General features: G+C 40.4%; 18 protein-coding genes. 15 read left to right on the top strand and 3 right to left on the bottom strand.

The annotated features are described in order from the left end of the window. The first annotated feature begins 13 nt into the window (after positions 1–13). From ACWQ4X_RS07830 to ACWQ4X_RS07820, 3 genes are read left to right on the top strand one after another with little or no spacing between them, the layout of a single operon-like run. On the top strand, positions 14–739 hold the full coding sequence (locus tag ACWQ4X_RS07830; RefSeq protein ID WP_457903251.1) for a fimbrial biogenesis chaperone: 726 nt from the start codon (positions 14–16) through the stop codon (positions 737–739). 6 nt (positions 740–745) lie between these two features. Beyond that, the gene (locus ACWQ4X_RS07825) at positions 746–3,124 is read left to right on the top strand and encodes a fimbria/pilus outer membrane usher protein (protein ID WP_457903250.1); all 2,379 of its coding nucleotides are present in this window, start codon (positions 746–748) and stop codon (positions 3,122–3,124) included. Positions 3,125–3,168: 44 nt separating this feature from the next. Further along, positions 3,169–4,137 (top strand): Csu type fimbrial protein, encoded by a 969-nt coding sequence (locus tag ACWQ4X_RS07820; protein WP_457903249.1) that lies wholly within the window; start codon positions 3,169–3,171, stop codon positions 4,135–4,137. Here the strand turns inward: ACWQ4X_RS07820 and ACWQ4X_RS07815 are convergent. Then, the gene (locus ACWQ4X_RS07815) at positions 4,134–4,613 is read right to left on the bottom strand and encodes a Csu type fimbrial protein (protein WP_457903248.1); all 480 of its coding nucleotides are present in this window, start codon (positions 4,611–4,613) and stop codon (positions 4,134–4,136) included. The genes ACWQ4X_RS07820 and ACWQ4X_RS07815 overlap by 4 nt on opposite strands. Positions 4,614–4,873: 260 nt before the next feature. On the opposite strand from ACWQ4X_RS07815, the gene ACWQ4X_RS07810 reads away from it, so the two are divergent. From ACWQ4X_RS07810 to ACWQ4X_RS07790, 5 genes are all read left to right on the top strand, one after another. Then, positions 4,874–5,617, top strand: a complete 744-nt coding sequence (locus ACWQ4X_RS07810) for a HesA/MoeB/ThiF family protein (RefSeq protein ID WP_457903303.1) — start codon at positions 4,874–4,876, stop codon at positions 5,615–5,617. 48 nt (positions 5,618–5,665) lie between these two features. Continuing rightward, entirely contained in the window at positions 5,666–6,964 is a 1,299-nt protein-coding gene (locus tag ACWQ4X_RS07805) for an ABC1 kinase family protein (protein WP_457903302.1), read from the top strand. 81 nt (positions 6,965–7,045) lie between these two features. Continuing rightward, positions 7,046–7,426 (top strand): dihydroneopterin aldolase, encoded by a 381-nt coding sequence (gene folB / locus ACWQ4X_RS07800; RefSeq protein ID WP_100241740.1) that lies wholly within the window; start codon positions 7,046–7,048, stop codon positions 7,424–7,426. Then, positions 7,383–7,832 carry a 2-amino-4-hydroxy-6-hydroxymethyldihydropteridine diphosphokinase gene (locus ACWQ4X_RS07795; protein ID WP_457903247.1) on the top strand — a complete coding sequence of 150 codons (450 nt, stop codon included), beginning with the start codon at positions 7,383–7,385 and terminating at the stop codon, positions 7,830–7,832. The genes folB and ACWQ4X_RS07795 overlap by 44 nt, the downstream gene beginning before the upstream one ends. Before the next feature lie 66 nt (positions 7,833–7,898). Next, positions 7,899–8,426: a hypothetical protein gene (locus ACWQ4X_RS07790; RefSeq protein WP_142768596.1), complete on the top strand. Its 528-nt coding sequence runs from the start codon at positions 7,899–7,901 to the stop codon at positions 8,424–8,426. 65 nt (positions 8,427–8,491) lie between these two features. Here the strand turns inward: ACWQ4X_RS07790 and coq7 are convergent, their stop codons facing one another. Further along, a complete protein-coding gene (gene coq7 / locus ACWQ4X_RS07785; RefSeq protein WP_457903246.1) occupies positions 8,492–9,127 on the bottom strand; it encodes a 2-polyprenyl-3-methyl-6-methoxy-1,4-benzoquinone monooxygenase in 636 nt (211 codons plus the stop codon). A gap of 4 nt (positions 9,128–9,131) precedes the next feature. Next, positions 9,132–10,451 (bottom strand): MFS transporter, encoded by a 1,320-nt coding sequence (locus ACWQ4X_RS07780; RefSeq protein ID WP_457903245.1) that lies wholly within the window; start codon positions 10,449–10,451, stop codon positions 9,132–9,134. Positions 10,452–10,652: 201 nt separating this feature from the next. On the opposite strand from ACWQ4X_RS07780, the gene ACWQ4X_RS07775 reads away from it, so the two are divergent. From ACWQ4X_RS07775 to ACWQ4X_RS07745, 7 genes are all read left to right on the top strand, one after another. Beyond that, on the top strand, positions 10,653–13,421 hold the full coding sequence (locus ACWQ4X_RS07775; RefSeq protein WP_457903244.1) for a BamA/TamA family outer membrane protein: 2,769 nt from the start codon (positions 10,653–10,655) through the stop codon (positions 13,419–13,421). A 32-nt stretch (positions 13,422–13,453) separates the two neighbouring features. After that, positions 13,454–17,974, top strand: coding sequence for a translocation/assembly module TamB domain-containing protein (locus ACWQ4X_RS07770; RefSeq protein ID WP_457903243.1), 4,521 nt, complete (start codon positions 13,454–13,456; stop codon positions 17,972–17,974). A 203-nt stretch (positions 17,975–18,177) separates the two neighbouring features. Next, complete coding sequence (locus ACWQ4X_RS07765) at positions 18,178–18,381, top strand: hypothetical protein (RefSeq protein ID WP_142768601.1); 204 nt, start codon at positions 18,178–18,180, stop codon at positions 18,379–18,381. Positions 18,382–18,678: 297 nt separating this feature from the next. Beyond that, on the top strand, positions 18,679–19,038 hold the full coding sequence (locus ACWQ4X_RS07760) for a hypothetical protein (protein ID WP_100241732.1): 360 nt from the start codon (positions 18,679–18,681) through the stop codon (positions 19,036–19,038). An 817-nt stretch (positions 19,039–19,855) separates the two neighbouring features. Beyond that, positions 19,856–22,495, top strand: a complete 2,640-nt coding sequence (locus tag ACWQ4X_RS07755) for a bifunctional aconitate hydratase 2/2-methylisocitrate dehydratase (RefSeq protein WP_142768602.1) — start codon at positions 19,856–19,858, stop codon at positions 22,493–22,495. A gap of 91 nt (positions 22,496–22,586) precedes the next feature. Next, the gene (locus ACWQ4X_RS07750; RefSeq protein WP_457903242.1) at positions 22,587–23,294 is read left to right on the top strand and encodes a hypothetical protein; all 708 of its coding nucleotides are present in this window, start codon (positions 22,587–22,589) and stop codon (positions 23,292–23,294) included. A 122-nt stretch (positions 23,295–23,416) separates the two neighbouring features. Beyond that, a complete protein-coding gene (locus ACWQ4X_RS07745) occupies positions 23,417–23,638 on the top strand; it encodes a hypothetical protein (RefSeq protein WP_457903241.1) in 222 nt (73 codons plus the stop codon). Positions 23,639–23,652: the final 14 nt, after the last annotated feature.

The following is a 23,652-nucleotide window of genomic DNA, read 5'->3' as shown; positions in this document are numbered from 1 at the left end:
AGTGATGCAATGTATGAGCAAATTTATTCCAGCTATTTGTGCAGCTATTGTATCACTTTGCTCATTTAACCTTTACGCAGCAAGTTTACAGGTTTCCCCAATTTCGCTTACTTTCACTACGGGTGAAAAAGCCAAAGAAATTTGGTTAACTAATACCAGTAATGAGCCGATTCGCGCTCAAACACGAGTGTTAAATTGGACTCAAGTTCAAGGCAAAGAACAACTGAATCCATCCCGAGATTTGGTTGCAAGTCCATCCATAACAGAAATCAAAGCTGGCGATCGTCAGTTAATTCGTGTGTTGCGCATGAATATGCAAAATACAGGAACAGAGCAAACTTATCGTTTACTGGTGGATGAGCTGCCTAAATCAAACCCAGCTAACCAACAAACGGGTTTGCAGTTGCTGTTGCAATATTCAATTCCCGTATTTGTTCAGACAAATGAAATCACGCCTGCTAAGAATGGTTTGACTTCATTGGCGCAAGTGTCTTTCCATTATCAAAATCAGCAATTGATTGTGAAGAATAATGGAAGTCGTCACATTCGATTAAGTGAATTGACCTACGTCAATCCGAATGGTGAAAAGATCCCATTAATCAATGGTCTGGTGGGGTATGTGCTGAATGGTCAAACCATGCAATGGCATGTGCCTGCAAATGCACAAATGCAGCCTAAAGGACAGTTCGAGGCGCGCATCAATTCAGATGGTCTAGCACAGACATTGTCTATTCAATAAGTTGCCATGAGCACCTCTGTTTATCGTAGCATCTGTTTTAAGCTGCTACTGAGTACCTATGCTTTACATACTCAGCTAGTGTTTGCCAGTGATGCAGACATGCCAAGGTCGGATACTGTTGAGCAACAAGAACTCTTTTTAAGTGTGGTCGTGAATCAAGCCTCAAGCTCGGTCTATGGGCATTTCATTCAAACACCACAAGATTTGTTGATTTCCCGCGAGACACTGCAAGAACTACAACTCAAAGTCGATGCTGCTGATGCGCCACATCAGGGTGGCTTTATTCCGTTATCGCAGATAAAAGGGCTCAGCTATAACTTTAATGCGGCAGAGCAACATATAGACTTGTTGGTTCCCGTAGATGCTTTACAAGGACATACATCTTCAGGCTATGTACAAATTCCACCTGCAAAAGTGAATCCTGATCAGGTTAAGCCTGGTGTTTTATTCAATTATGATGTGTATTCTCAAGCAACAGAGGATGCATGGTCACTCAGTGCATGGAATGAGTTGCGATTTTTTGGCATGGGTACGGGCAATATTTTCAGTATTTCTGCCAATCATGCGTTTACTAAAACTCAAAGCACGGATGAATTTTCTAGCCAAATTCTAGATACCTATTGGCAAAAAGATTTTACTGACCAAGCCATTACTTTGACCGTGGGGGATAGCCAGTCGCGTGCTTTAGATTGGACGCGCTCAACCCGTATTTCGGGCATTAAAATCGCAAGAAATTTTAACTTACAGCCTTATCAAGTGACTTCGCCCCTTGAGTCCTTTAAAGGTTCGGTGCTCGTACCTTCGACTGTCGATTTACTCATTAATGGCATTCAACAAAGTACCAGTGAAGTTTTACCTGGACAATTTGATATTCAGGCATCGCCCTCAATCACGGGTGCAGGTAATGCACAGTTATTAATTACCGATTTAAATGGTCAGCAGCGGGTTGTAAATTTCTCGCTGTTTGGAACCACTCAATTACTGCAAAAAGGTTTGTCAGATTGGGAGCTGAATCTTGGGGTAAATAAACTTGATTATGCAGTCAAATCCTTTAGTTACGGAGATGATCCTGTAGCAAATGCAACGTTAAGGCATGGTCTAAGTAATGACACCACCTTAGAAAGTCATATTGAGTATTCAAAAGATGTTGCACTCACAGGATTAGGAGCTGTGCATCGCCTACCTAAGACTTGGGGAGTTCTAAACGGCTCTTATAGTTATAGTGAGTTGAATCAAAAAACTGGGCAATCTTATGCGCTCGGTTATGAGTGGAATAATCCTTATCTCAATCTTTCCTTGCATCATCAGCAAACAGAGGGCAATTATGGGGATTTGGCGAGTGCGTTGGGTTATGACTATATTAAACAGTCGGACCATGTTTTTTTAGGGATTAATACCGATTTTGGTCAATTTGGCGGTAGTTATGTGGCACAAAAATATCAGAGCAGCGAGAACGAATATTTAGTCTTTAACTGGTCTTATTATTTTCCTTCACGTCAGTACTTAACCTTCAACATGACCCGTAATTTAAATGATCAAGAAAATACCTTCTTTTTATCTTTAAATATCCCTTTGGATCGTCAGACCAATGCCACAGTCAGTGCTCAACAAGACACAGACAGCAATAAAATTTCAGCCAACATGCGTAAAACAGCCAAGCAAAATGAAGATGACTGGGGTTGGCAAACCAATCTTGAATATAGCGATAACCATAACTATAGCGTACAAGGTCAGATTCAGCGTGAAACCCAAATCGGGGAATGGGATGTCGGCCTACAAAATGCGAAGATTAATTCGGAAGATTACACCACTGTGGTCGGTTCAGCACGTGGTAGTTTGGTGATGATGGAAAAATCTGTTTTTCCAATGAGACAGTCCCTAAACTCCTTTGCAGTGGTTTCAACCCAAGGGGTATCGGATATTCCAGTTCGTTTAGAAAATCGGGTAGTTGGTAAAACCAATCGTAAAGGCTTGCTGCTGATCGATGCGCTGAATCCATATCAGCACAATGATATTTCAATTGATACTTTGGATTTACCTTTAGAATATAAAATTGAAACCACTCGTATAGATGCCGTGCCCTATAGTGCTAGTGGGGTATCGCTGCATTTTCCAATTTATAAAATGCGTTCTGTTCAATTGAGTGCGACAGATTCGCAAGGTGTTCCATTAAAAATGGGCAGTCGTGTTTGGGTGCAAGAGACTATACCCGATATTAGCTCTACAGAACATACCATCGTCGGTCGTGATGGTATGATCTATATTGAAAATCCATCAACGCAGCAGCTTTTTGTTGAACATGAAGGTGTTGTTTGTAAGCTGGTTCTGCCAGATTTTAGTCATCAATACGGTTTTATTGATTTGGGGAGTGTGCCGTGTCAGTGATCATGTGTAGTTTTAAAGTTAAAAAGATGGTCAAGATGGCACTTATGTATTGGATAATTAGCCTGATCGTTATACTTGGTTCGCAAATAGCCAGTAGTTCTGCACATGCAGCTAAAAATTCAGGATCGTGCTGGTTGTCGGGTACAACCTTAAGTTTTGGTTCGGTGACAGGAAAAGGGAAAAGTAATTATGCAAACTTACAAATTACCTGTAATCAGTACAATCACACTCAAACCGTCAATGTCGCACTTTGTCCATATATCACTGCGGGTGGTTTAGGGTTGCTGAATAATAGACGTTTAATGGTGAAGTATGGAGCAGTACATAGTTATTTGAGTTACGATTTATTTTATGATGCAGCTTTGACTAGACGTATTGATACGCAAGCTAGCGCCTCGACATTAAATTGTACCTATCAAACCTTTTCTGTGAATGAAAATCAGAAAGTTTTTACGATACCTATTTATGGTTTGGTGTATTCGGGTCAAAATGTTAGCGAAGGCAGTTTTGATAATAACAATAATACGCAAGTGAACTTGCTCTATGCTTTTAGTGAAGATGAACAGCCAAGTAAAGAAGATGCAATTACTGCCACACAGTCTAAACCTGGTACAAATAGTCTGTATGTAACGGCTAATTTTGAAAATAGTTGTAGTTTAATTTCTGCGACTGATTTGAATTTTGGACAAATTGATAACTTAAGCAAAACTATTACTGGTTCAGCTTCATTGACACTATCCTGTCCTTTAAATACTTCATGGAAAGTGGGGTTGGATCAAGGTTTAAATTATGATGGCACCACACGTCGAATGCGAAATGGTACTGACTATATCGGATATGAGTTGTATCAAGATGCCAGCTATAACCAAACTTGGAGCAACAGCAATCCGTCGCAGGGTACAGGTACAAATGGAATCCAAATGATCCAGATTTATGGCAAAGTCCCACAAAGTGCAGTCATGGTTCCACCGGGGGAATATCAAGATACCATTACGGTGACATTAACCTATTAATAAGTAATAACGGCAGTGACTTTGTCACTATAAACACCTGCGGGAACATCTGTATCTGCACGCTCTACGGCACCCCAGACGGGTACCGATTGAACACGTCCAGTGCCCGTACCGTGATAACCATTGAGACTATCCGTTCCCCAAGAGGTTGTACGATTGGCATCCTGATAAAGGTTGTAGGGAATACTGGCGCTATTAGAGTCCGCAGCAATCATTTTTCGCTGACTTTGTAGCGCAATATTATACGGTGTCCCTTGGGTGCAGGTGACAGCAAGCTGACTGTTCTGCAAGTTGGTTTTGGAGGCACGATCGACTGTGCCAAAATCGAGGTCTGAACCTTGCATGGTGCTGATATTACACATCTCTTTAATGGTAATGCTCACATTAAAGGACGTTGAATCTTGTTGCGCAGCATAAATATAGACAGATGCAGCGGCTAAAGTGCAGGCAACAAAAGCAGAATAATATAATTTCATGAAGTACGAAGTTTATACATTATTGGATTTTAATTCAGCATACCTGATTTAAGCAGATTCGTCCCGAGCTTTCGTTTTACAACTGTTCATATTCTATCTAAATGATGATGTCCCTATCATTTTAGGCGAAACTAAGTAATCTAAAACCTAACAGCTTTAGCATGCTTATCCTTTATAATGTGCAAGAGTCTCAAACAATACACAGCGGAAGTAAAGTGAACTTGATCTCTGAACATGATCTGGAATTAACAGATGAGGAAATGCATTTATATAGCCGTCAAATTTTATTAGATGGCTGGGATTTAGATGCACAAGAAAAACTGAAACTTGCCAATGTGCTGATTGTGGGGTGTGGTGGAATTGGGTGTACTACAGCCGAGTTATTGGCGCGTGCTGGTGTTGGTAAAATTACCTTGATTGATCCTGATCATATCGAGATCAGTAATTTGCAGCGACAGATTGCCTTTACACAGGCAGATATTGGTTTTTATAAGGCTGAAATTCTAGCCAAGCGTCTTGCTGAGATTAATCCGTATATTCGAGTTGAGCCTCATGTTGCTAAATTAGATGAAAGCAATGCCATGTCCTTGATCAGCTCGCAAGATTTGGTGCTGGATGGATGTGATAACTTTAGTACGCGCTATTTGGTCAACCAGATATGTAGACAGCAGAATATTGCCTTAATCAGTGCATCAGCCATCGGGTTTCAAGGTCAACTGTTTATGGTAGAGGGCGATTCAGCGTGCTATAACTGCCTATTTCCTAAAGAACAACATGCCAATGAGAGCCTACGTTGTGCAGATTCTGGAGTGCTTTCGACTACACCGAATGTTATGGCAAGTTTACAAGCACACCATGCATTGTTGTATCTTGGTTTAAATCGTATGCCATTACTGCAAAAACTGATGTTATGGGATGGCTTGAGTATGAAACAACGTATTTTGACATTTGAGAAAGACTTAAATTGTCCAGACTGTCAGGCAAGATCATCCTTAAACACTTAAATATTTGCTAAACTCTGCGTTATGCACTTTTAACCACATTTAAATATGATGAAAAATAATATCTGGCTCGATGGACTGCGTTCCGTTGCCCGTATGGGGGAAACCGCAGTTGTAGCGGCGAAAGCAGGCTTTAAATACGCGACTGAAAAGCCGAGTAATGCTAAGTTAATGCGTGAAACCTTTGAAGATCTAGGTTCAACTTATATTAAGTTGGGTCAGTTTATTGCCAGCACGCCGTCGTTATTTCCGCGTGAATTTGTTGAAGAATTTCAAGGCTGTTTAGATCAAACGCCGTCATTGCCTTTTAGCTATGTACAGCAGGTTTTGGCGTCTGAATTTGCTGGGCGTAACCTAGATGAAATTTTCGCATCAATTGATGAAAAGCCACTCGCATCCGCTTCAATTGCGCAAGTACATGCAGCCAAACTGGTCACAGGCGAAGATGTGGTTCTCAAGATTCAAAAACCTGGCGTAGAAACCATTCTCTACACAGATTTGAATGTGTTGCATTGGGCAACCAAAATTCTTGAAAAAGCGGTGCCTAAGGTAAAGTTTGCTTCATTGGCGGATATTGTTGATGAAATTAAAATCCGTATGGTACGTGAGGTCGATTTTATCGAAGAAGCGCAGAATATTGATGATTTCGTCAATTACCTGAATGTCACAAATAACAAAGCCGCGACTGCTCCCAAGGTTTATCACCAGTATTCAACTCGCCGTGTCTTGACCATGCAGCGTTTATTTGGTGTGTCTTTGACTGACTTTGAAGTGGTAAAAAAATACGCCAAAGATCCTTCCCAAGTGCTCATTACCGCAATGAACACATGGTTTGGCAGTCTAATGATGTGTAACAGTTTCCATGCAGATTTACATGCAGGCAATTTAATGCTGCTGGAAGATGGGCGTATTGGTTTTATTGACTTCGGTATTGTGGGTCAATTAAAACCTGAAGTCTGGACAGCTTGTATGGCATTTATGGATGCATTACAGCGAACTGACTACAAGCTTATGGCTGAAAATATGCTGAAGATGGGCATGACCGATGTCGCCATCGATACCCAAGTGTTGGCGGCAGATTTAGAGCGCTTATTTAGTGGGGTGTTGTTGGCGGATCCGCAAGAAATCTTAAGCTCTAATCCAGCAGATTTAAATGACATCATGATGGATATGGTGGCTGTGGGTGAGCGTCATGGTATTCGCTTCCCGCGTGATTTCGCATTGCTGTTTAAACAAATGTTGTATTTCGATCGATTTATGCGCGTCCTAGCACCGTATACCGATATTTATGCAGACCAGCGTTTGCAAATGGTGCAAACTACCGATCCAAGTTTGATGTTGAAACATTAAGATTCAAATTTTGATTAATCCATTCATGGCAGATGTGTGAAGCATTGGGTCATGAATGGTCTGCAATTTAAGGGTTAAATCATGGATGCGATTGTCATTGAAGGTCTTAAGGTCAATACCGTTGTCGGTTGTTTTAACTGGGAACGACAAATTATTCAGCCTTTGATGTTAGATCTGACCATTCGTACCAGTTTAGAAGCCGCAGCAAGTTCAGACGAGCTGGAAGATACCTTGAACTACGCTGAAATTTGCAGCATATCTGCTGAAGTGATTCAAAAAGCCCAACCAAAATTGATCGAACATGCGGCAAAATTGGTACTGAATGCGCTTTTTACTACCTATCCTGCGATAGAATCGATTAAAATTATTATTCGTAAGCCTGCCATTATTGCAGAAGCCAATTCTGTAGGAATTCGTATTGAACGCCACCGAAACGATTTTCGCCCTAGCTCTGGCGAGTAATTTTAATCCACAGCAACATTTTCGCTATGCCTATCAACAGATTTGTGGGCTTGGTGCTGTAGAGTTCTCAAAAATTTATATTATTCCTTGCCGTGATGGTGTAGGGGCAGACTACTGGAATGCAGCCTGCTTACTGCATTCAACCTTAACGCCTGAGCAAATCATCATCCAATTAAAACAATGGGAAGCCAATTCAGGTCGTGTGCGTCCATCGCATCAGATTACATTAGATGTTGACCTGATTGCATGGGGTGAGTCTTTGGTGCACATGCAATTTAATCCAAAAAAACTGCCACTCGCCTTGGATGTTCAAATTCCGATGGCAGATGTTTGGTCTCATCCTTTATTCACCGAGTCGCAACATCAATTTCCAACGGTGAAATGTTTAGAAGTTGTTAACATATAAAAACGTGGCACGTGGTCTTGCTGTTTTAAAATGAGGGCTAAAGCAGCCAATTAGAGACTTGCTATCATGAAAATACGTTTTTTTGTCTATGCATTATTCAGTAGTTTAGTGGTGGGGTGTAGTTCAAATGCACCTGTCGAAAATACTGAAACTATGCCACCTCCAACGTCATCGACTGATTTAGCTGGTGATGAAACCATGTTGCTTGCACTCAAACAAGCGGTCTATATGACGATTCATGAACAACCTTTATATCAATATGCATTTTATGATTTGAATCAAGATGGTGTTCAGGATGCTGTCGTGATGTTGAGAGGAACTAATTGGTGTGGTTCAGGTGGTTGTACTGTGCTGGTCTTTAAAGGCATAAGTCACGATCAGTTCCAACCGCTGAGTAAAATGACGGTTACCGATGTGCCAATCTATGCTTTAAATAGCAAAACACAAGGCTGGTCAGATTTATCTGTGTATTCAAGAGGTATGGGACAAGTTGTTTTGAAGTTTAATGGTCAAAGTTATCCGAGCAATCCTTCTATGGAAGCCAAGTACACGGGCAACTTACAGGAAGCTGGAAACATGCTGCTACTGAAATAATCGGATTGATAAAAAAGCAGTGCGATAGGGCACTGCTTTTTTATTGATCAAGACGGTTGATCTGTTTAAATAAAATAGCTGGTCTTGGTCATTAATTTGGAAATTGCAGTCATAGTAATACGAACAGGGGCAGGTAAGTCTACACCGCCTGCATTAAGTGCTGTATCACGATGATGCAGTTCATCTTCATTCATCTGCTCTAGAATTTTACGCGAGCGTGAGTCTTGTGCTGGGAGTTGGCTAATGTGATGTTGCAAATGTAAGCTGACTTGACGTTCTGTTTCAGCAACAAAGCCTAAACTGTATTTATCACCCGCAATACCAGCAATTGCCCCCATACCAAAAGACAGCCCATACCAAATTGGATTCAGTAAACTGGTATGGCTATCGAGTTCTTTCAAACGATCTTCACACCAAGCCAAATGGTCTTGTTCTTCAATTGCAGCTTGTTCCATTTCACGACGGACATTTGGAAGTTTAGCGGTCAGTGCTTGACCGTGGTACAGTGCTTGAGCACACACTTCACCACTGTGATTGACACGCATTAATCCCGCAACATGACGTGCTTCACTGACTGCCAAATGGGTTTCTTCAGGTGCAGCAGGATTCTCACGTTGTGCCGCAGTTGCTCCCGGTACTAAACTACGCAAGGCTTGGTCAAAAGAGTGAATGAGCTTATCGATGCCCGTATAGTGACGCATAGGATTAATCCTCTAAAGAAACTTGAGCTGTATTCAGTTGTGGCTTTAAACGAATCAATAGCCAAATACTGAAAATTGCACTGAGCACAGCAGTAATGCAGAACAGTATTTTAATATCAATTTTTAAGACACTTAAGATAATAATGGAAAAAATAGCAGAACTGACCATAAATACTGCATTCAGAATGTTATTCGCAGCCACCACTCGCGCCCGATGGGAACGTGGAGAATATGCCTGCATCATGGCGTACAGTGGAACAATATAAAAACCTCCACTAATACCCAGCATGGTCACAGCCAGCATCACGTGGTAATAACTCCAACCTTGCTGAAACACATCTGCCAAATGTAAAAGCTCGCCTGAGCGTTCAGGCACAAAGGCCAAACTTGCTGCTAAATAAAGTGCGAATACCGTTAAGCCAATGGCACCAATCGGCACCATTTTGAGGTTGACTTCTGTGCCGCCAATTCTGCGACATAGCAATGAACCAATACCAATCCCTACAGAGAAAAAGGTGAGCAGTAGACTCACGACATTTTCAGAGGCATGCAGGTTTTGCTGTGTCAATTGCGGGATCTGGGTTAAATAGGTTGCACCATAAAACCAGTACCATGAGTTACCTAATAACACTAAATAGATAAGTGGAATGCTCTTGGCATATTTGATGGTTTGAAAACTGGTGCGGAAAAAGTTCCAGTCGATCTCTAAATCTGGTGTAGTAACATTCTGTTTGAGAATAAAACGACTGGAGAAATATCCTAAAACTGCAATTGTTATAATGGTGAGACTGATCCAGAGTAAATTTCCATCAGAAGCAGAGATGACTGCACCGCCCAAAATCATCCCGATCAGGATTGCCATGGACGTACCTGATTGAAATAGGGCATTGCCTGACATCAATTCATTCGGTTTTAAAATTTCAGGCAATATGGCGTATTTAATGGGTCCAAAAAAGGTCGAGTGTGTCCCCATCAGAAAGAGTGCTAGCAGTAATAGCCATAGATGACCCAATAAAAAGCCAGCACTACCAATCAGCATGATAATAATTTCAAGAATTTTAATACCACGAACCAAACTTGCGCGCTCATATTTGTCAGCAATTTGACCGGCAGTCGCTGAAAAGATGAAATAAGGCAGAATGAACAGCAATGCTGCCAGGTTATTTAGCGTACTCACACTGGCACTTTGTTGATTAATCCAGCCGTAAGTAATCACCAGTAATAAGGCTTGTTTATAGACATTGTCGTTCAATGCGCCTAAAAACTGCGTCACAAACATCGGTAAAAAACGACGAGTGCTTAAAAGATGTTCTTTTTTTTCCATGACAATGTGAACTTCATAAAGTTTTATTAAGAAATGTGAGCATCTGGTAAAATAGCAAAGAAAATCATGTATGATATTTTAATCCTATGCTGTGGTGAAAAAATCAATAAAATTGAGTTCTTTAGCCAGTATAAATTTTAAACTTTTCATTACAAATACGAAGGGCTGTTGATTAGACCCGTCATGAGTTTAGAGTATTCTATGCTTGTAAAAACGAATTTTAAAAAGTCGACTCTGACACTAAGTATGAACTCTATCTTGGAGTTGAATCATACCAATAAAAGTCTGTGTTTGAGTGCCTTTTTAATGTTTTTTGCCCAACATGGCTTCGCGCAAGAAGTGGGGACAGTCCAACCTGAAAATGCGGTTGTATCCAGCATTGAACAAGCGGAAAAAGATGAGTTAAATGCCCAGATTCAGGCAGAGGCGGATGCGCAAAACTTGAGTCGCTCTGAACAAGAAGAAAAAATTCAAAACTATCAAAATAAAGCGGGTACGCCAGATAGTTATACGATGTTGCAGCATCAAATCCAGCATACTGATCAAATTGAAGCTTTTAAGCCGATTACTTTTGAAGATTTGGATGAGTTACCAGATACTCCTGTCGATCAGAGTATGGCAAATGAAATTTATAATGAAGCCAATGCAGCCAAAGCTGAAGCGGAAAGATATCGCGCAGGTCAGACTCAAGAGGTTGTGGTACGCAATCCAACCCCGCAAGAGCTGACTGAAATTAATCAGGCTCCTGTCAATGTTGATCAGTTGATGAATAGTATTCAGGCAGACAGCAAGATTGTTGTTGAAGCCAATGAGTCTGGAAAAACTTTAGCTGAACAAAGTTTTGAAGCACAGCCTGAAGTGGAAGAAAAGGGATTCTTTAAGCGTTGGTATCATAAAATCAGACCACCAAAAAATGAGTTGGTGAACTCAAAAGTTCCGCGTATTAAAGCGGATATTGTGATTGTAGATGCACAAAATACCAATCCAGATTTACCCGATAAAGAATATCAGCAAGCCATCTTAAACTTAAAAAACAACGTCAGTGGCAAACTTTCCAGCTTTACGCAAGAAGCATATGGAGACTTTAACGCTGCATTGCCGCAATTAAAAAGTTTATCCAATCTTGCTGCACAGGCGGTTGGTTTCTATCAGGCAGAGTTTCGTTTTGAGAAAACCAGTGACAGTCGTGTCAAAGTAACCATTAAACCGAATGCTCCCGTATTGGTCGCTGATCAGACGATTGAGTTTAGTGGTGCGGGTGCAGAACGTCCACAATTTCAGGTTATTAGTGTGTTACCCGAACTGGATATTGGTGATGTGTTGAATCATGGTTTATATGAAGATACCAAAAAGCGGATTGTAGAAGCTGCGACCAATAACGGTTTTTTTGATGCGTATTGGCGCTTACATGATGTCAAAGTTGCTCAGCCAGAAAACACGGCTGATATTAATTTGCGCTTTGAAACGGGAGAGCGTTATAAGTTGGCGGGTGCTGAATTTCGCATGAGCGATCCATCCAAGCCTTTCCCATTAGACATGGACATCTTAAAAATGATGGTGCCATGGGAAGATGGTGCTGATTATGCATTGTGGCGTGTGAATACCTTAGCCAATAATCTAACCAACTCGCGTTACTTCAATTTTACTTTGGTTGATGCGGTACGTCCCGATCCGCTTGCTGTACCGTTAGAACTGCCACCTGACTTACAAGCTTTGGTCGATCAGGAAAAAATTGCCAGCAGCGATCTTCAAGTTCAAAATCAGCAAGATATTAATTCTGCGAAAGAAGTCACTCAGTCTGTGGCCAATGAAGATCAGTTTGCAGGAATAGAAAATCAAGACAGTAATGAAAAGGTACAAGCTCAACTTTCACAACAAGAGCTGCGTGAACAAGAGGAAGAGCGTCTAAAAGTCCAAGCGCGTGATGAGAAAAAAGTCCCTGTCATTGTCACGATGAATGCTGACCGACTCAACAGTGCGGAAGTTGGTTTGGGCTGGGGATCCGATACAGGTCCACGATTAAGAACCACATATAGACGCGCGATTGTAAACCGACGTGGTCACTCTTTTGATGCCAACTTAGAGGTGTCGCAAATTCGTCAGGCGATTGATACCCGCTATAATATTCCTTATAACCATCCATTAAATGATTACATTAGCTTGGTGGGTGGTTATGAACGTGAGGAGCGTGATGGTGTTGCTCAAGGCAATAACTTGACCATTGAATCAGCAGTTGTTGGTGCAGACCGTGTTATTAAACGTTCTATGGGGAATTGGCAGCATACCTTTGGTGTGCGTTACCGTTTAGACCGTTTAACCCAAAATGGTGTGGTTGATGAAAGCGAGATTCCAGATGCATTTTTAGCCAGCTCTGATACTGAACAGCAGTCATTATTGGTTGGTTATGAGGCTTCACGTGTTGATTCCGATAAGCGTGTCAATCCAAGCAAAGGTTTTAGACAAATCTATAAAGTTGAAGTCGGCAGTGAGGCTTTAATTTCAGATGCAGATATGGCAATTTTAAATGCAGGTTGGCGTTTTATTTATTCATTGGGTGAAAACAATAACCATCAATTTGTCGGTCGTGGCGATTTAGGCTATATCCTGACGGAAGACTTTAATAAAATTCCATATAATTTGCGCTATTTTGCGGGTGGGGATCAGTCGATTCGCGGTTTTGATTACAAAGATTTATCACCTGAGGTTGATGGTTATAAAATTGGGGGGCAAGCACTCGCTGTTGGTTCGCTTGAATACAATTATCAATTTAAACAGGGATGGCGTGCAGCCTTGTTTAGTGATTTTGGTAATGCGTATGACAAAGATTTTAGTAACGATACAGAATATAGCGTTGGCTTAGGGGTACGTTGGGAATCTCCAATTGGACCATTACGTATTGATGTCGCATCAGGTATTTCTGATGAAAATCATCCAATTCGTGTACATTTCTTTATTGGTTCACCACTTTAAAAATTTAACTTAATTTCAAACTTGAGAAGGTTATGGCTGAAGAAGAACAGCAAAAACAAGAATTACCCGAATCACCAGTGCCTAAAAAGCGTCGTGTTTTTAGGAGCGTGTTATTAACGCTACTTATTTTGGTGATATTGCTTGTTTCTGCTTTTGCCATCATGTTTTCGACGGATAAAGGTAGCAAGTTTTTACTTAACCGTGTGTTAGAACGCCAGCAGATTATTCATTATGAATATGAAGGCGGCAATCTGTTAAAAGGAATTATTTTAAAAAATGTACTGGTGACCTTGTCTGCGGTGGATGTCAAAATTGATCGTGCAGAAGTCAGCTTGGGTTGGCGTGCTTTAGTACATAAAGAAATCCATTTATATAATGCAGATGTACGCAATCTACAAGTCATTACCAAATTACCGCCGAGTAGTGAACCCTTTAAGTTCAAAGACATTAAACTGCCATTTACGTTGCGTTTGGATCATGCAGATGTCGATCATTTATTAATTAAAACGCATGCAGCAGCGGTCAATTTTAATGATATTGAATTGAATGAAGCATTATGGTCAAACACCAAACTTGAGTTTCAAGATTCTCGGGTGAATATGGGTTACCTTTCAATTCGTAATGCCACAGGCGATATGGATTTTCATGGTAAATATCCTCTTAACGCGAAAGCGACAGTTAATATCCCTGCCTTAAACAACAGTCTGAATGTTCATGATATTCAGGTGGTTGCCAAAGGGAGCTTAGATACCATCGCTGCAGGGTTTGCAACCAACACCCCCGATTTGGTTTCTGGTTGGGGGGTGGTGCATCCCGTGCGTAATCATGTTCCGATGTTTGGTCAGTTAGAATTTAAAAATTATCACTGGCCATTGCTGACTGCACAAAAACTCTTTACTCAAGCTGGGGTATTGCGTTATCAAGGCGATATTCAACGCCTGAATTTAGGTTTGTCGACGGATGTATCTGGGCAAAATCTGCCAAAAGGAAAATATACCGCCGTCATGCATACCGACTTGGTGCATCAATTGAACATTGACCAATTTAAAGGTCAGGTGATGAACGGCACTGTGGATGTAAAAGGTTTGGTGAGTTGGGAAAAAAATGTACATTGGGATGTTAATGGTCGCTTAAACCAGATCAATCCTAAAGATAAGATTATTCCTCAATTCGTCAGGGATTTCCTTCCACCGAGTCTGGATGCAAAAATTGCTTCCACAGGCCGTTTAGAAAAAGGCTTGCATCTTACAGGCATGTTGGACTTTGACCAATATGAAACTTGGAATTTAAAGCTTGATCAGAATCCAGCTCAAGCTAAACAAGCCAATCCGATATTGCTTGATGTCGCGTGGAAGGATATTGACCGTGCGATGCCTTATATTGGCTGGTTAAAGAGCGAGTCAGGTGATGTGCAGATTCGACTGATTGAAGGTCAGCAAAATATCACAGTGGCTTCTAATGTGGAGCAGCATGAAACTGCTTTATTGCCTGCAGGTCAGTATAAAGCTCAATTAGAACTGAAGAACAATGTATTGAAAGTTCCAAGTTTTAATTATGTTGCCACTAAAGGTAGTTTGAGTGGACAAGCCAATGTGGTATTACCGACCGATAAGGCTCAATTGAAATGGGATGCGAGTGTTAAAGCTCAGGATTTTAATCCGCAAACTGTCATTGCCGCTGCACCAGTCGATTTGGTTAATGGTCAAATACAGGCGAATGGTTATGCTAAGCCAAATCAGCACATCATTGAGCTGAAAGGGATTAACTTGACTGGACATATGCCGCAGCAGGCGCAACAGGAAACGGTGCAATTAACGGGTAAAAGTACCATTGCAGTTTTATTCCATGATGTTAAAGCGGGTGGCGGCTTTAAAAGTTTTGCTGTGAATTATGATGGTGCTTTGAAATCTAGCAAAGTCAAAGAAAGTAATGGTCTGTTAAAAGTTAAAATTTCGGGCACCCCAATTTTACTGAAAATTGATCAATTACAGCATGATGGTGCGGCAGGTAAAATTCTTGCACAAGGTAAGCTAGATTTAAGTAAAGGCATTGGTTGGAATATTAATGCGTCCCTGATTCGATTTAAGCCGCAATATTTTGTTTCTATGCTACGAGGGGAGCTGTCAGGAAATGTTCAGACTGAAGGTTTCTGGTCAGATGCCTTAAAGCGGATCAATATTCAGAAATTGAATGTTGCAGGCTATATCAATAACAAACCTGTACGGGGTACAGGGAATTTGGCTCTGGTGCTGAATAACAATCAAAAGGGCTTCCTGCCACAACAATTTGAAGCCAATAATTTATACATATCTTATGCCAAGAACCAAATTCAGGCGACTGGTAATGCGCAGAACTTACGTTTAAAAATCAACGCGCCAGCCTTGTATGAGTTATACAGTGGTTTAAGGGGGCGTGCATATGGTTATCTCAATATTCAGTCTCAGCCACGCTTACAAGCAACTGCCAATCTAGCTGTCGATGATTTCCGTTTTGGTAACTTGCTCAGTATGCGCAAATTGCGTATTCAAGGGCAATTACCCGCTTCTGAAACCGTACCAAGCTTGCTGAAAGCTGAAATGAATAATTTACGCAGCGGTAACAGTGAAATTCAAAATGGGATTGTTACGCTCGCAGGTACACGTAAAGCGCATGTGTTAAAAGTACAAGGCAATAACCGATTTAGTAAATTCTATGTACAGCTGGCGGGTGGCTTTAATGGTCAAAACTCGTGGTTAGGTCAGATTCAAAAAGGTGACTTCGACTCAGTACGAGTACGCTTGGTGCAACGTCAAAATGCTTCAGTGGTATACAACCAAAATACTGCGGAATTATTTGTGGGCGCGCATTGCTGGGCAAGCCAACAAAGTGAGTTGTGTTTTGATCAACCTGTTCGTATTAGCAAAGCCAAGGGTAATATTTCCTTTGTCACCAAAAACCTCGATTTAAATGACTTTGCTGCATTTATGCCACAAGGACTGGCGATTACCGGTAAAGCCAATGGTTATGCCAAAGCATCTTGGGCGCAAGGCAGCAAACCGAAAATTGATGCACGGATGGTATCGCGTCAGGGCGTAATTGGCATTGCAGCTGAAGATCAGCAAGATATGGGTTCTACACTGCGTTACGATGAGATTTCAGTCAATGCGAAAAGTGTGACTCAAGGCTTGCAACTTCGTTTTGATATGAAAACACCTGAAATAGGTACGGGTTATGCCAATGTTATTATTGATCCATTCAAGCAAAACAAGCCTATTCAAGGTGAAATTGCCTTTAACGAAGTGCAATTGAAAGTATTCAAACCTTTTATTCAGGATATTCGTACTTTAAGTGGCACTTTATCTTATGCAGGTAAGATTAGTGGAGAATTGCTTGCACCACGACTCTCGGGTGAAATGCGCTTGAAAGATGGCGCAATCAGTATGATTTCCTTGCCAATTAACCTCAACAATATACAAGTCTATTCGTCTATTCGTGGTGATCATGCCACCATCAATGGTGCATTTAATAGTGGACAAGGGGTAGGAAAGTTAACTGGTAGTGTGGATTGGAAAAATGATCCAAGAATTCAGCTACACCTCAAAGGCGATAATTTACTTATTCGTCAAGCACCGTTAATTACGGCATTGGTAACACCTGATTTCAGCCTTGATGTGATGCCTTTCCAGAAAAAACTGGTATTAAAAGGTGATGTGGATGTGCCACGTGCATTAATTTCAATGCCTGAAGCTTCTGCACCAGTGGTCGATGTCTCTTCGGATGTCCGCATTGTGCAACAAGGTCAAGATCAGTTGGCCATCTTGAAGTCAGCACGCCCTTGGGATATTAGAGCGGATGTCATGATTAATCTGGGCAAGCAAGTGGTCTTCCAAGGTTTTAATAGTCGAATTCCATTGCTAGGACGTTTGTATTTAACCCAACGTGGTGTTGAAACCGCCATGCGTGCTAATGGTGCAATCGGGGTAAGTCAAAAAGTTAAAATCGAAGCGTATGGTCAGAGTTTAGACCTAAACCGTGCTATTGCCCGTTTTAATGGTCCTTTGGCAAATCCAACTTTAGATGTTGATACCAATAAAATTATTCAAGGCACCATTGTTGGGGTGCGAGTAACGGGTACGGCAAGCAACCCGAATATTCAAGTGTATAATGATGGTGGCTTGACTGAACAAGAAGCAATGAATGCGTTAATTACAGGTCGTATTAATGAAGGTGCAAATAATATTAACCAGTCAGAAACATTCCGTTCTGACGTAAACAATACCATTGCTGCCGCTGGGATTAGTATGGGCTTGGGTGGTACACGTGCTTTCACCAATCAGTTAGGTCAATCTTTTGGTTTAAGTGGCTTGGCTTTAGATGCGCAAGGTACTGGAGATGACACGCAAGTCAGTGTCACGGGGTATATCACCCCTGATCTTTATATTCGTTACGGCGTGGGCGTATTTACACCCGTTAACAAATTAACCTTGCGTTATCAAATGAACCAGAAGTTGTACATGGAGGCGAGCCAATCGGTCGATCGTGCGATAGACTTCTTCTATAATTGGCGTTTCTAATTTATCTATTTTAATAAATATAGCCTCTATCTAGAGGCTATATTTTTTCAGGTTTCATTACAGTATTTTGATGTTGCATATTGAATTGATGTGTAGATCAAGAAAATCTATAAATAACAGGCACTAGATACCAAAAATCAATTAAACCCTATTAAAAGTAGGTGTATAGTAAATGGACTAGCTAATTTTGAGCGATAATCACTATGCCAATTAAATTTGTAATGCGTTTTGCAGCGATTTTATTTTCTGTATTAATCTTGGCGGCAATAGTAATTCAATTCTTCTTTAATCCACACTACACCGTGATCTTCTGGATCTTCGCTGTACCATTTATTTTGGGGATTCCAATTATCTCTTCTGTGATATTGGCAAAAAATGAAGAATTAGATATTCACTCAGTCAATTAAAATTGGCATATTGAATAAACTGTAAATATAGAAGCTCATCATTGGATGGGCTTTTTTATTTAAACAAGCTTGTGATCTTCGTTTTGTTCTTTTGTAATGCATATTTTTAGATGACGATATTTTCATGTAGCAAAATGTTCATACATAAAAGGATTGCAGAATAATTTAAACGGAGGGCGAGAAATTTCCTGTTTTCCTAGTAAGCGGGGAAATGATGATTTTTTTCACATTTAAGTCAGTAATGGTTCTTCATTTTGAAAAGTTTGACTATCATAGAGCGCAAATTGGAGAGTAAGCATGAAAAAAGTTTATTTGTTGGCTGTCATAGCCGCACTGGTAGGATGTTCAGAGAAGAAACCATTGACTCCTGAAGAGCAATGGCATGGATACTGCACCAGTATGGGTAATGCCGCACGTTCAATTATGCTAGATCGTCAAAGCGCTATTCAAAAAGAACAAGCCGTTGAACATGCCAATAAAATTGATGATGAATTTACCAAAACATTCATTTTAGACATTATTGATCAAGTTTATGCACTGCCTGAAGAGCAAATCAAAAAAGATAAAGATGCTGCACGTGACCAAATTAAAGCACAAATCACTGAAAAGTGTTTAGCCACTCCGCATGATAAATTGCCAGAGTATAAGCAATTCTAATGTTACTAATTTTCTGAAAATTCAAGCTTTGATTTTAGGATCAGAGTAAAGCAAAAGCCTTGTGTGAAAGTTGCACAAAGCTTTTTTTATAATATGGAGAATTAGACTTCAAAAGGTCGTGAATAATTAAAAGAGCCTTTTGTAATCAATTAAATAATAGCCTAAGCATATTTCACTTCAACTTGTGCTAATTCCAGAACAAAAAATCTAACTTTTTTGAATAAAAGTTGAATCCAAGAATAACAATCAACAGGGTGGGTTATGGATCTCGCTATTTTCTTAAATCATGTTGATTTACAACTTTAAGATGGAAAACAGGTTGTATCGTAATTGGAGGGTGCCTTTAGGAATGAAGCTTGGGGGACACAGTTCGTATTCAATAGCTAACCGATCAGGCATCAAAAAATTTATACTTTGAAAACCGCTTAAGCCAGTGTGCAATCTATGAAGTTGCACATATAGCAAATTTAGATCTAATTTTAAGAAGATAAATCTGAACTGGCGGCACATTTAGAGGACACGAGTGTCCACTAAGGTGGTATGTTCAATTATAAGTAGATCGGGCAAGATCAAGCTTGCCTTTTTTATGCCTGATTCAATTAAAACGTTTTTGGGGTACTGGATAACCATTTTGTTTATTTTTTATGTCATTTGAGCTTCATCATTTCGCCATAAAATAATGAGCATCACAAAGAAACACTTTACTTGCATTAACTTTTGACTGGATTTTTAGTAAAATTTTGCTGTCCATATTATCTGTGAAGCTTTGAATAAGCTGGAATTCATAGGTAATTTTTTAAAAAAGAGGAATAACACCGTGCTAGAAGCTTACCGCCAACACGTTGAAGAACGTGCCGCACTCGGAGTCCCACCGAAGCCACTTGATGATGCTCAAACAGCTGCATTAGTTGAATTATTAAAAAACCCACCAGCTGGTGAAGAGGCTTTTTTAGTAGACTTGCTAGAAAACCGTGTTCCAGCGGGTGTTGACCAAGCTGCATATGTAAAAGCTGCTTTCTTGGCTGCTCTTGCAAAAGGTGAAGCGACTTCTCCATTAGTTTCTAAAGAACGTGCGGTTTACTTACTAGGCACTATGCTTGGTGGTTATAACGTAGCACCTCTTGTTGAGCTTTTAGACAATGCTGAATTGGCTGGCTTAGCTGCTGAAGCGTTAAAGAAAACTCTTCTTGTATTTGATGCATTCCATGACGTTGCTGACAAAGCGAAAGCGGGCAATGCAAATGCACAAGCAGTTCTTCAATCTTGGGCTGACGCTGAATGGTTCACTAGCCGTAAAGATGTTCCTGAAGAAATCAAACTTACAGTATTCAAAGTAACTGGCGAAACCAATACTGATGACTTGTCTCCAGCTCAAGACGCTTGGAGCCGTCCAGATATCCCATTACACGCGAATGCGATGTTGAAAAACGTACGTGATGGTATCAACCCAGAAGTTGCTGGTGAAGTTGGTCCACTTAACCAAATTAAAGAACTTATCGCGAAAGGCAACCAAGTTGCTTACGTAGGTGACGTTGTTGGTACAGGTTCTTCTCGTAAGTCTGCAACTAACTCTGTACTTTGGTTCTTCGGTGACGAAATCGCGCACATTCCGAACAAAAAAGACGGTGGTTACTGCTTAGGTTCTAAAATCGCTCCGATTTTCTTCAACACTATGGAAGACGCTGGTGCGTTACCTGTAGAGATTGACGTTGCGAACATGAACATGGGCGACGAAATCGTTCTTAAGATCGATCACGCTGCGGCTAAAGTAACTGCGTTCAAAAACGGCGAACAAATTGCTGAATCTGAACTTAAAACTCCAGTGCTTCTAGACGAAGTACGTGCTGGCGGTCGTATTAACTTGATCGTTGGTCGTGGTTTGACTGCTAAAGCGCGTGAAGCTTTAGGTCTTGCTCCATCTACTTTATTCCGTACTCCAGTACAACCTGCTGCAACTGGCAAAGGCTTCACTTTAGCTCAGAAGATGGTTGGTCGTGCATGTGGTCTTCCAGAAGGTCAAGGTGTAATTCCTGGTACTTACTGCGAACCTAAGATGACTACAGTGGGTTCTCAAGATACAACTGGTCCTATGACTCGTGACGAGTTAAAAGACTTAGCTTGCTTGGGCTTTTCTGCTGACTTAGTTATGCAGTCTTTCTGTCATACTGCTGCTTATCCAAAGCCAGTTGACGTACAAATGCAACACACGCTTCCTGACTTCATCATGAACCGTGGTGGTGTTTCTTTACGTCCAGGCGACGGTATTATCCACTCTTGGTTAAACCGTATGCTTCTTCCAGATACAGTAGGTACTGGTGGTGACTCGCATACTCGTTTCCCAATTGGTATTTCATTCCCAGCGGGTTCTGGTCTTGTAGCGTTCGCTGCAGCAACTGGTGTTATGCCACTTGACATGCCAGAGTCAGTTCTTGTGAAGTTCAAAGGTAAAATGCAGCCTGGTATCACTTTACGTGACCTTGTACATGCAATTCCTTACTATGCAATCAAGGAAGGTGATCTTACTGTTGAGAAAAAAGGTAAGAAAAACATCTTCTCTGGTCGTATCTTAGAAATCGACTTGTCAGAAATGGAAACTGATTTGACAGTTGAACAAGCATTCGAACTTTCTGACGCTTCTGCTGAGCGTTCTGCTGCTGGTTGTGCGATCACACTTTCTGAAGAGAAAGTTGCTGAGTACCTACGTTCTAACATCACAATGCTTAAGTGGATGATTTCACAAGGTTATGGTGATGCTCGTACAATGGCTCGCCGTGTTGAGAACATGGAAAACTGGTTGGCTAACCCATCACTTCTTAAAGCTGATGCTGATGCTGAATACACCAAAGTGTATGAAATTGACCTTGCTGACATCAAAGAACCTATCCTTTGCTGCCCGAACGATCCAGATGATGCAAAACTTCTTTCTGATGTTCAAGGCGACAAAATTGATGAAGTATTCATCGGTTCTTGTATGACGAACATCGGTCACTTCCGTGCAGCTGGTCAGTTACTTGATAAAGTACCAAGCGGTTCATTGTCTACTCGTTTATGGTTGGCTCCACCAACGCGTATGGACGAGCACCAATTGATGGAAGAAGGCTTCTATAACATTTATGGTAAAGCTGGTGCACGTACTGAAATGCCTGGTTGTTCATTGTGTATGGGTAACCAAGCACGTGTAGCACCAAACACGACTGTAGTGTCTACTTCTACTCGTAACTTCCCTAACCGTTTAGGTCAAGGTTCTAACGTTTACTTGGCTTCTGCTGAGCTTGCGTCGGTAGCTGCGGTTCTTGGTAAGTTACCAACTCCTGAAGAATACCAACAATATGCTGCTCAAATTGACAGCATGTCTTCAGATATCTACAAGTATTTAAACTTTGACCGTATCGGTGAATATACTGATGCTGCTGATCAAGTAGATACGAAGAAAATTGCTGCTGCTCAGTTAACTTAATTAATTGAAAATTAAGTTTAAATGAGTTAAAAATAAGGGCTGAGTAATCAGCCCTTATTTTTATAATTAAATCTTTAATATCAAGGAATAAATGGAAAAATACATAGATCCTGCTTATCTGAATGAAAATCAAGGTGTATTGGCTTTATTTATATTTTTATTCGGGCTTGTTGTTGCAATTTTTAGCTGGATTGTAAGATATTTAAATAATAAACCAAAATTCAAAATTGATACGATTGATGGACCTACATTTGCTTGTACATTTAAGACTGGTCGAATTTATAATGGGTATGAAGCACATATTACAGCTATAGCTCTTTATTTGGATCTTAAAAATGTTGGTAATTTGCCATCAAGCATTGAAAAAATACATGTAGCATATAAATGGAATATAATTCCATTTAGCTTGAATTGGGTTAAGTATCGTTTGGGATGGTTTTGGATAAAAAATCAAACCATTGCTTTGGATGATTTTCAAATTAAAATTGGTGATAGTGTAAAAGTTTACCCATTTTTAACCCAATTAAATAAGCTTTCTCCTAATACAGTTGAAAAGTTTATTGAAGTAGGTAAGGGGACTAATGGCATCGTTTATTTCGAGCAGGCTGAGAGTTGGGGTGCTATGTCACCTGTAGTAAAGAATAAAAGAACTAAAATAAAGATTTGTATACTAGATTCTTTTGGAAAAAAGCATAAAAAAGTTGTTGTGATTCCTGTAGTAGAACTAGATGAGGCATTTAAATATAACCCATCATTTGGTATGACGTATCAAATTTTAAATAATGAAAAGGTAGGCTGAGATTACTTCTTAAGTATTTATATCTAATTCTCTGAATTTGTATGATCTACAGTTTTTCTTTAAACTTTAATTATTCGTTTAATCACCGTATTGAAAAATGATCAAAGTTAGATGGTTTGAAAATGGCCAAACAATCCCGCTTCCTATGTATAGGTGGATTTCTTAACGGTTCTGCCGTAAAAGACCAAGGTGACAGCTTTGTATGTGTGGAAAATGGCAAACAAGTCACTTACCGAAAAATGGAAATTTTCCATCAAGATTCATGGGATCATGACTATTATGTTTGTGAAACGACCACAGACAAACAGGCTCGAAACTGGGTTTATGATATTAAGCCTGATTAAGGAACCTGATTGAT

The organism is Acinetobacter sp. NigerLNRRAM0016, from assembly GCF_054112845.1.
The sequence above is the reverse complement of the archived record's forward strand: the minus strand, read 5'-3'. Positions and strand labels throughout refer to the sequence as shown.

Coding starts and splice junctions, on each gene's coding strand:
- ACWQ4X_RS07830 (WP_457903251.1), top strand. CDS start 14: ATGAGCAAATTTATTCCAGCTATTTGTGCAGCTATTGTATCACTTTGC.
- ACWQ4X_RS07825 (WP_457903250.1), top strand. CDS start 746: ATGAGCACCTCTGTTTATCGTAGCATCTGTTTTAAGCTGCTACTGAGT.
- ACWQ4X_RS07820 (WP_457903249.1), top strand. CDS start 3,169: ATGTATTGGATAATTAGCCTGATCGTTATACTTGGTTCGCAAATAGCC.
- ACWQ4X_RS07815 (WP_457903248.1), bottom strand. CDS start 4,613: ATGAAATTATATTATTCTGCTTTTGTTGCCTGCACTTTAGCCGCTGCA.
- ACWQ4X_RS07810 (WP_457903303.1), top strand. CDS start 4,874: ATGCATTTATATAGCCGTCAAATTTTATTAGATGGCTGGGATTTAGAT.
- ACWQ4X_RS07805 (WP_457903302.1), top strand. CDS start 5,666: ATGAAAAATAATATCTGGCTCGATGGACTGCGTTCCGTTGCCCGTATG.
- folB (WP_100241740.1), top strand. CDS start 7,046: ATGGATGCGATTGTCATTGAAGGTCTTAAGGTCAATACCGTTGTCGGT.
- ACWQ4X_RS07790 (WP_142768596.1), top strand. CDS start 7,899: ATGAAAATACGTTTTTTTGTCTATGCATTATTCAGTAGTTTAGTGGTG.
- coq7 (WP_457903246.1), bottom strand. CDS start 9,127: ATGCGTCACTATACGGGCATCGATAAGCTCATTCACTCTTTTGACCAA.
- ACWQ4X_RS07780 (WP_457903245.1), bottom strand. CDS start 10,451: ATGGAAAAAAAAGAACATCTTTTAAGCACTCGTCGTTTTTTACCGATG.
- ACWQ4X_RS07775 (WP_457903244.1), top strand. CDS start 10,653: ATGCTTGTAAAAACGAATTTTAAAAAGTCGACTCTGACACTAAGTATG.
- ACWQ4X_RS07770 (WP_457903243.1), top strand. CDS start 13,454: ATGGCTGAAGAAGAACAGCAAAAACAAGAATTACCCGAATCACCAGTG.
- ACWQ4X_RS07765 (WP_142768601.1), top strand. CDS start 18,178: ATGCCAATTAAATTTGTAATGCGTTTTGCAGCGATTTTATTTTCTGTA.
- ACWQ4X_RS07760 (WP_100241732.1), top strand. CDS start 18,679: ATGAAAAAAGTTTATTTGTTGGCTGTCATAGCCGCACTGGTAGGATGT.
- ACWQ4X_RS07750 (WP_457903242.1), top strand. CDS start 22,587: ATGGAAAAATACATAGATCCTGCTTATCTGAATGAAAATCAAGGTGTA.
- ACWQ4X_RS07745 (WP_457903241.1), top strand. CDS start 23,417: ATGGCCAAACAATCCCGCTTCCTATGTATAGGTGGATTTCTTAACGGT.